The 12,837-nt window shown below is 40.1% G+C and carries 13 protein-coding genes; 6 read left to right on the plus strand and 7 right to left on the minus strand.

The annotated features are described in order from the left end of the window. Window positions 1-4 precede the first annotated feature (4 nt). Window positions 5-745, minus strand: coding sequence for a deoxyribose-phosphate aldolase (deoC, locus tag MTF67_RS15485; RefSeq protein WP_248520029.1), 741 nt, complete (start codon window positions 743-745; stop codon window positions 5-7). Between the two features lie 277 nt (window positions 746-1,022). Here deoC and cysG point away from each other — a divergent pair, with 277 nt between their 5' ends. The 6 genes from cysG to cysQ are packed head-to-tail and all read left to right on the plus strand — an operon-like array spanning window position 1,023 to window position 7,984. Then, entirely contained in the window at window positions 1,023-2,447 is a 1,425-nt protein-coding gene (gene cysG, locus MTF67_RS15490) for a siroheme synthase CysG (protein ID WP_248520030.1), read from the plus strand. Window positions 2,448-2,498: 51 nt separating this feature from the next. After that, a complete protein-coding gene (cysD, locus tag MTF67_RS15495) occupies window positions 2,499-3,398 on the plus strand; it encodes a sulfate adenylyltransferase subunit CysD (RefSeq protein WP_006791269.1) in 900 nt (299 codons plus the stop codon). Next, the gene (gene cysN / locus MTF67_RS15500; protein ID WP_008127185.1) at window positions 3,398-4,822 is read left to right on the plus strand and encodes a sulfate adenylyltransferase subunit CysN; all 1,425 of its coding nucleotides are present in this window, start codon (window positions 3,398-3,400) and stop codon (window positions 4,820-4,822) included. The genes cysD and cysN overlap by 1 nt, the downstream gene beginning before the upstream one ends. A 31-nt stretch (window positions 4,823-4,853) precedes the next feature. Next, window positions 4,854-6,578 (plus strand): SLC13 family permease, encoded by a 1,725-nt coding sequence (locus MTF67_RS15505; protein ID WP_248520031.1) that lies wholly within the window; start codon window positions 4,854-4,856, stop codon window positions 6,576-6,578. Window positions 6,579-6,611: 33 nt separating this feature from the next. Continuing rightward, window positions 6,612-7,208: an adenylyl-sulfate kinase gene (gene cysC, locus MTF67_RS15510; protein WP_008127182.1), complete on the plus strand. Its 597-nt coding sequence runs from the start codon at window positions 6,612-6,614 to the stop codon at window positions 7,206-7,208. 5 nt (window positions 7,209-7,213) lie between these two features. Next, window positions 7,214-7,984 carry a 3'(2'),5'-bisphosphate nucleotidase CysQ gene (gene cysQ / locus MTF67_RS15515; RefSeq protein WP_248520032.1) on the plus strand — a complete coding sequence of 257 codons (771 nt, stop codon included), beginning with the start codon at window positions 7,214-7,216 and terminating at the stop codon, window positions 7,982-7,984. 103 nt (window positions 7,985-8,087) lie between these two features. On the opposite strand, the gene MTF67_RS15520 is transcribed toward cysQ, so the two are convergent. From MTF67_RS15520 to MTF67_RS15545, 6 genes are all read right to left on the minus strand, one after another. Continuing rightward, a complete protein-coding gene (locus tag MTF67_RS15520) occupies window positions 8,088-8,384 on the minus strand; it encodes a hypothetical protein (protein ID WP_248520033.1) in 297 nt (98 codons plus the stop codon). A 341-nt stretch (window positions 8,385-8,725) separates the two neighbouring features. Then, a complete protein-coding gene (locus MTF67_RS15525) occupies window positions 8,726-9,007 on the minus strand; it encodes a hypothetical protein (protein ID WP_248520034.1) in 282 nt (93 codons plus the stop codon). Between the two features lie 779 nt (window positions 9,008-9,786). After that, window positions 9,787-10,584, minus strand: a complete 798-nt coding sequence (locus tag MTF67_RS15530) for an alpha/beta hydrolase (RefSeq protein WP_006791277.1) — start codon at window positions 10,582-10,584, stop codon at window positions 9,787-9,789. A 168-nt stretch (window positions 10,585-10,752) separates the two neighbouring features. After that, window positions 10,753-11,115, minus strand: coding sequence for a hypothetical protein (locus tag MTF67_RS15535; protein WP_006791278.1), 363 nt, complete (start codon window positions 11,113-11,115; stop codon window positions 10,753-10,755). A 105-nt stretch (window positions 11,116-11,220) separates the two neighbouring features. Then, the gene (locus MTF67_RS15540; RefSeq protein ID WP_248520035.1) at window positions 11,221-11,619 is read right to left on the minus strand and encodes a hypothetical protein; all 399 of its coding nucleotides are present in this window, start codon (window positions 11,617-11,619) and stop codon (window positions 11,221-11,223) included. Between the two features lie 94 nt (window positions 11,620-11,713). Beyond that, on the minus strand, window positions 11,714-12,502 hold the full coding sequence (locus tag MTF67_RS15545) for a trypsin-like serine protease (RefSeq protein WP_248520036.1): 789 nt from the start codon (window positions 12,500-12,502) through the stop codon (window positions 11,714-11,716). Window positions 12,503-12,837 lie beyond the last annotated feature (335 nt).

Consider the following 12,837-nt stretch of genomic DNA (forward strand, 5'->3'; position numbering starts at 1 on the left):
TCCTTTATTTCTCTAATACTTTATATACATCGCTTAATAGGCTTGAAGCACCAAACCTAAATGTGGTGGCTTGAAGGTAGTCATCGCTCATTATTGAACGGGCTAGTGCTAAATATTCACTGGCATCAGCCACCGTTTTAACACCGCCGGCAGCTTTAAAGCCAACACGTTTACCTGAATTTTTAATGGTTGTTAACATTACCTTAGTTGACTCAATCGTCGCATTTATAGCGACTTTCCCTGTACTCGTTTTTACAAAGTCAGCGCCGCCTTTAATAGCCAGTTCGGTCGCTTGAGCAATCAATGCCTCTGTTTTTAGCTCGCCGCTTTCTATAATTACTTTTAGCTGAGCTTTAGTGCCGCACGCTTTTTTACTTTCACTTACGTACTTATGCGTGGCTTGCGTATCCCCTGCCGTTAATTTTTTATAGGGGATAACAAGGTCGATTTCATCTGCACCACGTTCAATAGCTATGAGAGTTTCGTTTATCACATCGCTCAGCAGGGCGTCACCCGTTGGAAAGTTAGTCACCGTTGCTACTTTTACGTGGCTAAGCTCTCGTGCAGCAAGCGCTATTTTTGCATCGTCTACAAAATCGCTATACACACACACCGCAGCTGGCGTGCCTAGTGCAGGCCTAATACTATTGATCAGAGCTTGAATGTCTTTTGTAGTGTCGCTTGTGTTTAAGCTAGTTAAATCCATAAGCTCTACTGCGAGTAATGCGTCTTGTTGTTTTGTCATACGGACTCCCTTGCCCTGCTTGGGTAAAATTAATATGCCTCATATTAACAAATTAAAAAAAACTCGCTATAGCTCATAACCAAACACTCTAAGCTTATTATTTTACTTGTAACTAGTCGCAATCCCTTGTTAACTCAGTCTTAGGCTTAAAACCGCTACCCAATATAACTTTTGGTTATATCAACTTGGTTTTAATTATTTTTTACTTACACATAGCCGCTATATTCTGCGCAACAGATTAAAGCGTTTTATAAAATTGTTTAGGGGTGTTACCAACGTGCAATATTTACCTATCTTTACCAAACTCGACAACAAACCTGTATTGGTTGTTGGCGGTGGAGAGGTCGCATTACGCAAGTGTCGCGCGTTTTTAAAAGCCCGTGCTGCAGTAACCTTAGTGGCGCCTTGGTTTTGTGACGAATTGAAAGAACACGCACAACACAACGAAGTGACCCTAATAGACGCTTACTTTGACGAGTCACATCTAGACGGAAAAATGCTAGTTATTGCAGCAACCGATCGAGACGAAGTTAACAACACGGTGTTTGAGCTTGCCAATGCTCGCAATGTGTTTGTAAACGTGGTTGATGATCAACCTAAATGTACGTTTATATTTCCTTCTATTGTTGACCGAAACCCTATTACAATTGCTATTTCGAGTGCGGGAACAGCCCCTGTACTTGCGCGCCGTCTACGCGAAAAGTTAGAGACATTAATACCACAACACATTGGCCCACTTGCCACACTGGTGGGTGGCTTTAGAGATAAAGTAAAACAGCGCTTTAAGCACTTTTCTGACCGCCGCCAATTTTGGGAAGGCGTGTTCGACTCATCAGTTGTGAGTAAAGTACAAACCGGCGACACCCAAGGTGCTGAGCAACAACTTGAACAAATGCTAGACGCTAAAGCCGAGCCCGAGGGCGAAGTTTATGTGGTAGGGGCAGGCCCTGGCGACCCAGAACTTTTAACCCTTAAAGCGCTGCAACTTATGCAACAGGCTGATGTCGTTGTTTACGACTATTTAGTATCTGACGAAATTATGGAGCTTGTTCGTCGTGATGCAGACCTAATTTGTGTTGGTAAACGCTTAGGCGACCATAGTGTTGTTCAAGAAGATACTAACCAAATGTTGGTTGACCTAGCTAAACAAGGTAAAAAAGTATGCCGAATTAAAGGCGGTGACCCCTTTATTTATGGCCGAGGCGGTGAAGAAGTACAAGTATTGGCTGCCAACAAGGTAAATTACCAAATAGTACCGGGTATTACAGCTGCAGCAGGGTGTAGTGCGTATGCAGGTATTCCGCTTACGCATCGCGATCATGCCCAAGCTATTCAGTTTGTAACAGGGCATTGTAAAAAAGACGGCCAAGAACTTGATTGGCAATCACTGGCTAAACCTAACCAAACACTTGCTATATACATGGGCGTAATTAAGTCACCGCACATTCAAGCAGAACTATTACAGCATGGCCGTAAAGCCGACACGCCAGTTGCCGTGATCGAAAATGGCACGCGCAAAAATCAACGTGTAGTAACAGGCCAATTAGGCGAGCTTGCCGATTTAATTGAACGCAACAGCATTGTATCGCCAGCATTACTTATTATTGGTGAAGTAGCTGCCCTACACTCGCAGCTTGCGTGGTTTGGGCAAAACAACCAAACAAGTAGCTATGCGCAACCGTTAACCGATATAGCAAATTAGTAACCAAATTTAATTTTATAACTTTTAATCATTTTAGTAGGACGACTAACAATGGCTTTAACTCATCTTCAGCAACTTGAAGCTGAAAGTATCAAAATCATGCGCGAAGTCGCCGCTGAGTTTGAGAACCCAGTAATGCTTTACTCAATTGGTAAAGACTCGTCGGTGCTTCTGCACTTAGCGCGTAAAGCGTTTTACCCTGCAAAAATTCCGTTTCCGTTATTACACGTAGACACCGACTGGAAGTTTCGTGAAATGATTGAATTTCGCGACCGCATAGCAAAAGAGTACGACTTTGACCTACTGGTACACAAAAACCCAGAAGGCTTAGCAATGGGCGTTGGCCCCTTTACTCATGGCTCTGGTAAGCATACCGATATAATGAAAACCCAAGGGTTAAAGCAAGCTCTTAACAAATACGGTTTTGATGCAGCCTTTGGTGGCGCTCGCCGCGACGAAGAAAAATCACGTGCAAAAGAACGTGTGTACTCGTTCCGCGACAAACACCATCGTTGGGATCCAAAAAACCAACGTCCAGAGCTTTGGAATACTTATAACAGCCAAGTAAACCCAGGCGAAAGCATTCGTGTATTCCCGTTATCTAACTGGACTGAGCTTGATATTTGGCAATACATTTATCAAGAAAACATCGAAATGGTTCCACTTTACCTAGCTAAAGAGCGCCCTGTAGTTGAACGTGACGGCACACTTATCATGGTTGATGACGAACGTATGCCACTTGAAGAAGGCGAAGTACCACAAATGAAATCGGTCCGTTTTCGTACATTAGGCTGTTACCCACTAACCGGCGCCGTTGAATCTACAGCCAGTACACTAACCGAAATTATTGAAGAAATGCTGCTATCTACATCATCAGAACGCGAAGGCCGCGTTATTGACCATGACTCAGCAGGCTCAATGGAGAAGAAAAAACGTGAGGGGTATTTCTAATGTCTAGCCAAAATAACGATACATTTAACGAAGTAAAAGAAATAGGCATAGACGCCTACCTAGCACGCCAACAAGACAAAAGCTTATTACGTATGCTTACCTGTGGCAGCGTAGACGATGGTAAATCAACACTGATTGGCCGCCTATTACACGACAGCCACCAAATTTATGAAGATCAGCTAGCAGCGCTTCACAAAGACAACGAAAAAGTAGGTAACGCAGGTGAAGATCTTGACCTTGCATTACTAGTAGATGGCCTACAAGCTGAACGCGAACAAGGTATTACCATTGACGTAGCGTACCGATATTTTTCAACGGCTAAGCGTAAATTTATTATTGCCGACACACCAGGGCACGAGCAATATACACGCAACATGGTAACGGGTGCATCAACTAGCGACGTTGCCATTATTTTGGTTGATGCGCGTTACGGCGTGCAAGTACAAACCAAGCGCCATAGCTTTATTTGTGACTCGCTAGGTATTAAGCAGTTTGTTGTAGCCATTAATAAAATGGATATCGTTGATTTTGACGAAACCGTTTATGAAAAAATCAAAGCCGATTACCTTAAATTTGCTGAGCAACTAAATGTAACAAACATCAAGTTTGTGCCTATGTCGGCACTTAAAGGCGACAACGTAGTAACGCGCTCTGCGCATACACCGTATTACACCGACAAACCACTGCTTGAGCTTTTAGAAGACTCGCCAGCGGCACAAACCGATACCGGTTTTGAAGCACGTTTACCCGTGCAATATGTAATACGCCCTAACTTAAACTTTCGTGGTTTTCAGGGCACATTAGCATCGGGCAAGCTACAAGTAGGCGACGCTGTAAAAGTATTACCGTCGGGTAAAACATCAAGCATTAAAGAAATTGTCACTTTTAATGGCAACTTAGACACAGCAGAAGCAGGCCAAGCAATTACTATTACGCTAAACAGTGAAATAGACATTAGCCGCGGCGACGTAATCGTACCGGCAAGTTCAACCGCCGCTGTTACTAATCAGCTTCAGGCTAAAATTGTATGGATGCACGAATCGCCATTAGTGCTAGGTAAAAACTACAACCTAAAACTGGGCAGCAAAAACACATCTGCTGTGGTTAAAAAGATTGACCACACTATTGATGTAAACACGCTTGAACACGGCTCTGCCGATTCATTACAGCTAAACGAAATTGCTATTGTAACGCTTGAACTAACCGAAACTATTTTGGCCGACGAGTACCACAATAACCACGAAACAGGCTCTTTCATTCTAATTGACCGTTTGTCTAACTTAACGGTTGCAGCCGGTATGATTGAACACGTACTACAAAGCGAAAAAAGCAAAAGCGATTTCAGTGAGTTTGAAGTTGAGTTTAATAGCTTAGTACGCAAGCACTTCCCGCATTGGCAAGCGCTTGATATTTCGAAACTGTAAGTTTATTAATGTCTGTTAGGAATAATAAAGCATGGTAGAGCAGCTAGTTTTAACAGGCATAATGCTTACCTTAGTCGGGTGCCTTTTTGGCACCCGCATTAATCCAGCATGGTTATTTGTAAGCGCTATTGGCACCAGCTACTTAGCCGGGCTAATTGACCTTGAAAACATGCTAGTTAACTACGCCAATCCGTCACTTATTACCTTAGTACTGCTCGTACTAGTGTCGATTGCAATCGAAAAAACCACGTTAATTCAAAAGCTATCCATGTCGTTATCTAAAGGTAGCTTAGTTAAGTCGGTAACAAAACTGGGGATTTCTACTGCATTTTTATCGTCGTTTACTAATAATACGGCGGTTGTTGCCTCGCTTATTAGTGCAATAAAAGATAACCCAAACCATTCACCCTCAAAGCTATTATTACCGCTGTCGTACACTGCTATTTTAGGTGGCACCATTACACTCATAGGTACTTCAACAAACCTCATTGTTAACGGCTTTGCGGTAGATGCAGGTATGCAGCCACTGGGCTTTTTCGACTTTACCTTAGTGGGTTTAGGCGCGCTTAGTATTGGCCTTATTACTATTTTGGTAATGCTTAAATACTTGCCTGATAACGGCAAAAGCGATCAGGAAGTTGTTCCTTTTTACCTTGAAGGTAAAGTACAAACAGGCTCAAAATTAATAGGTCGCACAGTAGAAGAAAACGGCCTACGCGATTTAAAAGACTTGTTCCTAGCTGAGATAATTCGTGATAACGAACGCATATGCGCAGTGACGCCTCAGCAAATTATTCAACAAAACGACATTTTATTATTTGTAGGCGACATTAAATCAGTCCCCCTATTAACCCGCTTTGATGGTTTAAAAGTAGTACACGATAACCACGAAAAAGACATAGAACACTTAGTTGAAGTGGTCGTAAGTCAGTCGTCTAAATTTATAGGCAAAACCGTAAAAGAAATACGTTTTCGCGAGCAGTTTCACGCTGCTGTTATTGCTATTCGCCGTGGGCACGACCGCCTTCAAGGCGGCCTTGGCCAAGTACAATTACAAGCAGGCGATTCACTTATTTTGGCACCCGGCAAAAACTTTTACAGCCTACCTAATTTAAAGCGTGAGTTTGTATATATTTCAGGCCTTGATTTACAAACCCACCTTGCGCCCAAACAATCTAATATTGTATTACTCAGCTTTGCGGGTGTATTGGGTTTAAGTATTTTTGGGGTAGTGCCGTTAGTAAAAGGCTTATTGGTATTACTTATTGGCTTAATGCTCAGCGGCACCATAAAGCTAAACGAAATAAAACGCCGATTTCCGCTTGAGTTACTTGTTGTAGTAGGTAGCGCTATTGGGCTTGCAAAATTAATGATAGGCACGGGGCTTGCTGGGCAAATATCGAGTGCGCTATTTATGGTACTTGGCGACTTTGGTCCTTACGGCGCATTTATAGCCATATTTTTAATGACCGTATTATTTACCGAACTTATTACAAATAATGCGGCAGCGGCACTTTCATTTCCGGTTGCTTACTCATTGGCTGTTGGCTTTAATGTAGACCCGCTCCCTTTTATTATGGCGGTTGCTTTTGGCGCATCGGCAAGTTTTATTTCGCCATTTGGGTATCAAACAAATTTAATGGTGTATAGCGCAGGTAATTATCGCTTAAAAGATTACATTGTTATGGGCTTGCCCCTTTCTATTATTTATTCAATCACGGTATTAACCCTGATCCCGCTGGTATTTCCTTTTTAATACTGGCGCAAACAGCATAAGAGACACATCACTATGGATGAAAATATAGTTTGGCATAACTACGCAACCACTAAAGCACAACGTAGCGAGCAAAAAAAACATAAGCCAGCTATTTTATGGTTTACCGGTTTTTCAGGCTCGGGTAAAAGCACCGTAGCCAACGCACTCGAAGCGGCGCTTAATCAGCAAGGCGTACACACTTACCTGCTTGATGGCGACAACGTACGCCACGGTTTATGTAAAGACCTGGGCTTTAGCGATGAAGATCGCATAGAAAACATTCGCCGTGTAGGCGAAACCGCAAAACTAATGACCGACGCAGGATTGTTAGTACTTACTGCGTTTATATCGCCTTTTAGAGCTGAACGGGACATGGTGCGCAATTTAGTAGACGACGGAGAGTTTATTGAAGTATTTATAGATACTCCGCTTGATGTATGCGAAAGCCGCGATCCAAAAGGGCTATACAAAAAAGCACGCGCAGGGGAGATAAAACACTTTACTGGCATCGACTCAAACTACGAAGTACCCACAAAGCCTGAAATAATTTTAGATACAAGTAAAAACACCCTAGACCAATCGGTTGCCCAACTGATAACGTATCTAAAACAAACGCATATAATAGGTTAACCCCAATGAACCAAACCGAACTGCTAGAAGAAACCCTCATCCTTGCCCGCACCGCAGGCAAATCCATTATGGGGATTTACGAAAAGGACTTTAACGTTGAATACAAAGCCGATGAAAGCCCAGTAACCGACGCCGACTTAGCAGCTCATAAGGTCATTGTAGCGGGGCTACTTCAGCTTACGCCCGACATCCCCATCCTTAGTGAAGAAAATGCCGACATAAGCTGGGCTATTCGCCAAACGTGGAAAAGCTACTGGTTAGTCGATCCAATCGACGGTACCAAAGAGTTCATTAAAAAGAACGGCGAATTTACCGTAAACATTGCCCTAATAGAAAACGGAAAACCGGTACTCGCGGTTGTTGATGCCCCTGCACTTGGCGTATCGTACCTTGCAAGCGATGCCATTGGCGCGTTTAAAGACACGGGCGATGAGCGTATAGAACTTAAAGTAACCACTAAGCCTAACAAAGGGTTAATACGTGTTGTAGGCAGCCGCTCACACCCATCACCCGATTTAGCCGAATTTGTAAAACGCTTTGACGACGTAGAAATGGTCTCAAAAGGCAGCTCACTAAAACTGTGTTTAGTTGCCGAAGGCAGCGCCGATATTTACCCGCGCTTAGGCCCAACCTGTGAATGGGATACCGGAGCTGGCCATGCAATCGCCGAAATAGCCGGTGCTAAAGTGACTAAACTTGATGGCAGTCCGCTAACTTACAATACTAAAGATGAGTATTTGAATCCGTATTTTATTGTAAGTGCGATAGAAGAATAAAAGTTAAGAGCTATCAGTTGTCAGCAAGATAAGTGATAGCTTTTACTATAAGAGTTACTCAGGGAGCATAAAGTAAAATACTTAGTAACGCTTAAGTTATTTGTTATGTAAAAGCTAACTTAATAAGCGCACTAAAGCATAGCAAAGTTATCAACAAACCAAGCGATAAAATAACCTTTTCCTTCAGGGTTTGCTCAGGCTTTTGGGCAAATACAAAAACAGTTCGGTAAAGTGTACTAGGCACTATTAAAACCAAGCCAATAAACGCAGGGAACATACACAATATGAAGCTATATGCAAAACCTGAATTTTCCATTTGGCCGAACATAGCGCTAAACCCAACCCAAATAATAGCAACTGCAAAAAATGTAACGCCTACTGAAATAGAAAAAAGTGCCATTTATTAAATTCCTTTTGTTTCATCTCGAAAGAAAAACATTCAATTTATATTCAATAGTAAAAGCACTATCCCTCCAACAAATAGCACAAAATAAATCTTAACATGCCAGTTTTTTGAATAGTTTTCTTTATACTCTGTAATCATTTTATCAATATCGTTAGATGTGAACTCATAGCCACACCTATAACAGGTTGCTATGCCTTTTTTAATATGAGCTTTGCACTTAACACATTTATAAATATACGTAAGTCGATCTATATTGAGATAAGGATATCCGTTATCTTTATTTTTCATCCTGCTGACACCTAATAATATAAAGAGCTACTGCGCGAATATGCTTTTTAAGAAATAAAGAAAGTAAAATAGCTACACGCACCGATAGCTATAATCAGCATAAAAAGCCGCTTTACTAAATTATCTTCAGTAGGAGGGATTTCCTCACCGGTATATGGTGCATAAAGACTCCTTTTTAAAATAAATGCATATATATATCTATAACAAAAAGAAAATACAAACACGCATAACAACAGCTTTTTTAATGACTCAAAACCTATAAAAAAAGCGGCTCCAAACACAAACCATATTATGCCGAAAAATATAACAATCACCTTCTTTTTATCCATGCTAACTCTCTTTACTGCCTTTGTTTTTATTTAAGTTCTGTACTTATAAACTTTAAATGCGTTTTAGTTAACTGATTTGGCGCTATTGTAGCCGGTGAAAATATAAGTAACGTTTTAGTCTTTATTAAATTGCAGTCTTAACGCTGGAATTCGTAGTCGGTAACCCTAACTTTTTGGCTATCGCCGCAAATTGAGCTTTTGTGTATGGCCCATAAACAAACTCATTGTGCTCAGCAAACTTGTTATCTTTGGTTTTATCAATATAGTAAAAAGCACAAATTTTATGCGGACAAGCATAAACCGAAATATATTGTTCGTTAGACTTAATATTTATTGGTTCATTGAGTCGCCCAATATATGTGCCCCGACCAAGGCTATAACCTAACCTTTTGGTACCGTCAATGTAATACACTTTATAAGGTTGCTCCTCCCAAATTGGAGAGCACCCACTAAGAAGTAATAATATTAAAACTAAGCATGTTCTCACACACTTCCCTGTATTCTAGTAACTTGCTCAAATTACACCCTTATAGTTAACATGAGCGTGTTCTTATTTTGTGAACATCTATTAGTAACAAACTGTGTAAGTGATTGCCAATTATAAAATTATATTTAATCTAGGTATTTTACTATGTGTAAAAGGGTGTGGCGTGAAACAAGGCAGTGCTTTTAACTTAAGGAGAGAGACAAAAGAATGACCGCTTCCAATCAACAAGTAATGGTTGTTATAAATTTTTGAGACTTGCCATTAATTGAACGCTTTTTAAAAGCGACAACCCTTAACGGTTTTGCTGGGCGATAAAAGCAAGCGAGTGTTGATTAAATAAGTCTGGGCGTTCCACATTACAAACATGGCCGCAATGGTGAATAGTTTGCAGTACGCTATTTTTATGGCGTTTAACCATTTCTTTAACAGGGCCAAGGAACATATGATCTTCTTTACCCATAATGTAAAGAATGGGAATATCGATGTCTTTTTCTTTGAAATACTGCATTAAGGGGTTTACATCCATGGCTAATTTAAACCATTTTATAAACTCCTTTTGGCACAAACGTTTTGCTTCACGAACAAACAAAAGCCGAGATTCTTTATGGCGCTTTTTGGGCATCATAATAAAAGCAAATAAACGGTATAGCCACATATACGGCAAGAAGTGCTTAAAGGTATTACCTAAATAAACCAAAGTATTACTGCGAGTATTAAAGCGAGTTACCGCGCCACCTAGCACCATGCTAGAAACATATTGCGGCGCAATTTCTGCAATATTGCGAATGAGTATTGTGCCCAATGAAATACCAACAAAGTGTGCGCTGGTGATATTGTTATGGTCTAACACATCAATAATATCTTTAGAGACGTTATTAAACGAATAATTATTATCAACAAAATTTTGTACTAAGTTATTTGATTTACCGTGACCACGAAGATCTAGCAACAATACATTGTATTCTTTTTTATAAGCTTTGAGCTGACGAAACCAAATTGCCGAACTTCCCCCAGCGCCATGGACAAATACAACCCATGTTTGACTGGTTTCGTGCGGAAAAATAGTATGAAAAAGAATGTCTGTGCTCATTGCTGTTAGCGGCCTATTTACTTCATTTGGCATATTCAATTGTAAGAAGTATAACGGAGTTTAATAAAAATCTCTCATCAAGTTCAGAACAATAGCTCCACTTAACAACTTTTCGGAACAGGTTTTAATTTTTAAATAAAAACAAATAAGAATAACCTTTACCAATACTCAACGTATTTGAGGCGCTCGCCCATGAAAATTTAAGTACAGCTTTTTTAACTTGTCGGGAACGAGTGGCCAGCCCATTTCAATTCCGATGGGAGTCGCTTTCCAAAACAAGTGCTCAACATAATAGGTATCTATGTATTCAAACTCGGCAGGGCTTGCAGTCTCTAGTTTTAGATTCATATATGACAAATACTTTAGGGCGTCGGCGTTTTTATTTTCGTTGAATGCAAACGTTGTTAAATTCGCGAACTCTTCCATAAGAAAAGCGAATTCACATTCTTCGTGTTTATCCATTAACGGTATGACATCTGGAAACTTAGATTGTATATCCTCAATGAATTGTCTTATTTCTTGGTCTGCCATATATTGCCTGTTAATACGTAGTCATTCACATGCCGATGTAAAATGTAAGCTAGATAAGGTTTCAGATACTTATATTAAAGCCACAGAAAGCCTTTCAATTTTGCTTTACTTGCCTTTGTTCAAAGCATATATCGCCATTAATAGTGTCTTAGATTGAATAGAATTTTCTAGCTCTTCAGTTTCATCTAGACTAGAGGCAGTAGAAATATAACCTTTAAAAATAACATTATCACCCACCTCAACTACCTCTTTACCTTGAGCTTTTACAAAACTCGTTACCCAAATATTGTTGATAGATGAAGTTTTTAAATCCAACAAGTACAAGTTATTGTTGTTTACTGTAATATGTTCTAATACTGTTCCCCCTAAAGCTGTTGCCTCTCCTTCATATTTTGCGTTTAACTCCCCATTATGGAATGGATTCTCATTAGCTTGATTTGCATACTTTCCTGCAAATGCTTGGATAGGCGTTAAAAACAATAAAATTAATAAATACTTTATCATCGGTTTATTCCTTAGTTAGGGTGTTTCTTGTTATGGGTTATAGATGTAAGTCATAGAGAGAGGCACAACCCTATTATTTATTATTTTTTGTTTGTTAGCTGCCCACAATATCTGTAATCCAATTGTAGTAACTAGATATTCTAGTTTGATAAGCAGTTGTACCATATAAACCGCCTTTAAATGCCGAAATATCTCCAGTTGCAAATTGCCAACTAGACAATCCCACTAGGGAGGGCTCACCGCTTTGATAAATAATAGAGGCGCCCCCGCTATCTCCAGAACCATGCATCCCTTCTAGAGGGAGCGCGTTGTGCGGTGAGTCAAATTTGAATGTCAGCCATTTGCCATGTGCGCTTTCTACAACATTTTGAAATTTATTTGGCTGATATAAATATTTAGTATCTAAATTTTCACCTGATAATCCATTTCCCATAGCACCTTTACCGAATACAGTTATGACTTTGCCTTTTTCGTCAGATTTTGAATAAATTGAAATTGGCTTAATGTCTAAAACAGGGGTGGATAGTTTTATTAAAGCAATATCACTACTTGATTCCAAAACTTGCATAAGCGGCGCTAAGTCGCCACTAAGTATATTGTTGCTAGGTTTTACATATTCCGGATGGATATATACTTTTTCAATTTCATATTGTTTCGAACCGACGTTTAGCTTAGACCCTGCATAGTCGTGAAAGATAGTATGCGCTACTGTGACTACCCATTTTTCAGCAATAAGGACTCCATGGCCTTCCTGTGGCATATCGACAATATATTCTGGTATTTTTTCAACACGATAACTGTCTATTGGAACATCATGTCTCATGACCACTGCATAGGAACCGATGCAGTAAAAGGCTAATGCTATAAAAATGAAAAGTTTCATATCACTCCACAGTATAAATTGAGTAGGTAACAATTTAACAAAAGAACACTTTCACCATTTTTGTATGAAAACATCCTTATTTTATGAACACCTATTAATAACAAACCGTGTAAGTGTTTGCCAATTATAAATATTATATTTTAGCGAGTTACTTTACCGTGTAGAGAATAGTAAAACGTGTCATTACTACATTTTTAAACACCTTGTGCTGGCTTTGTTTACTTTTACACCGCTGTTTCGTATTCATGACACTTGGGGGCTATTTTAACGCAGTTAATTGCGGCTCTAGGGCGCTAAAAACATGAAAAAGTGGGCCAAAAACTATATCCTTCGGC

The sequence above is a fragment of the Pseudoalteromonas sp. 2CM32C genome (genome assembly GCF_023161925.1).
Lineage (GTDB): Bacteria > Pseudomonadota > Gammaproteobacteria > Enterobacterales > Alteromonadaceae > Pseudoalteromonas > Pseudoalteromonas marina.

Coding starts and splice junctions, on each gene's coding strand:
- MTF67_RS15545 (WP_248520036.1), bottom strand. CDS start 12,502: ATGAAACTTTTCATTTTTATAGCATTAGCCTTTTACTGCATCGGTTCC.
- cysN (WP_008127185.1), top strand. CDS start 3,398: ATGTCTAGCCAAAATAACGATACATTTAACGAAGTAAAAGAAATAGGC.
- cysD (WP_006791269.1), top strand. CDS start 2,499: ATGGCTTTAACTCATCTTCAGCAACTTGAAGCTGAAAGTATCAAAATC.
- deoC (WP_248520029.1), bottom strand. CDS start 745: ATGACAAAACAACAAGACGCATTACTCGCAGTAGAGCTTATGGATTTA.
- MTF67_RS15525 (WP_248520034.1), bottom strand. CDS start 9,007: ATGGATAAAAAGAAGGTGATTGTTATATTTTTCGGCATAATATGGTTT.
- MTF67_RS15540 (WP_248520035.1), bottom strand. CDS start 11,619: ATGATAAAGTATTTATTAATTTTATTGTTTTTAACGCCTATCCAAGCA.
- MTF67_RS15505 (WP_248520031.1), top strand. CDS start 4,854: ATGGTAGAGCAGCTAGTTTTAACAGGCATAATGCTTACCTTAGTCGGG.
- MTF67_RS15530 (WP_006791277.1), bottom strand. CDS start 10,584: ATGAGCACAGACATTCTTTTTCATACTATTTTTCCGCACGAAACCAGT.
- cysC (WP_008127182.1), top strand. CDS start 6,612: ATGGATGAAAATATAGTTTGGCATAACTACGCAACCACTAAAGCACAA.
- MTF67_RS15535 (WP_006791278.1), bottom strand. CDS start 11,115: ATGGCAGACCAAGAAATAAGACAATTCATTGAGGATATACAATCTAAG.
- cysQ (WP_248520032.1), top strand. CDS start 7,214: ATGAACCAAACCGAACTGCTAGAAGAAACCCTCATCCTTGCCCGCACC.
- MTF67_RS15520 (WP_248520033.1), bottom strand. CDS start 8,384: ATGGCACTTTTTTCTATTTCAGTAGGCGTTACATTTTTTGCAGTTGCT.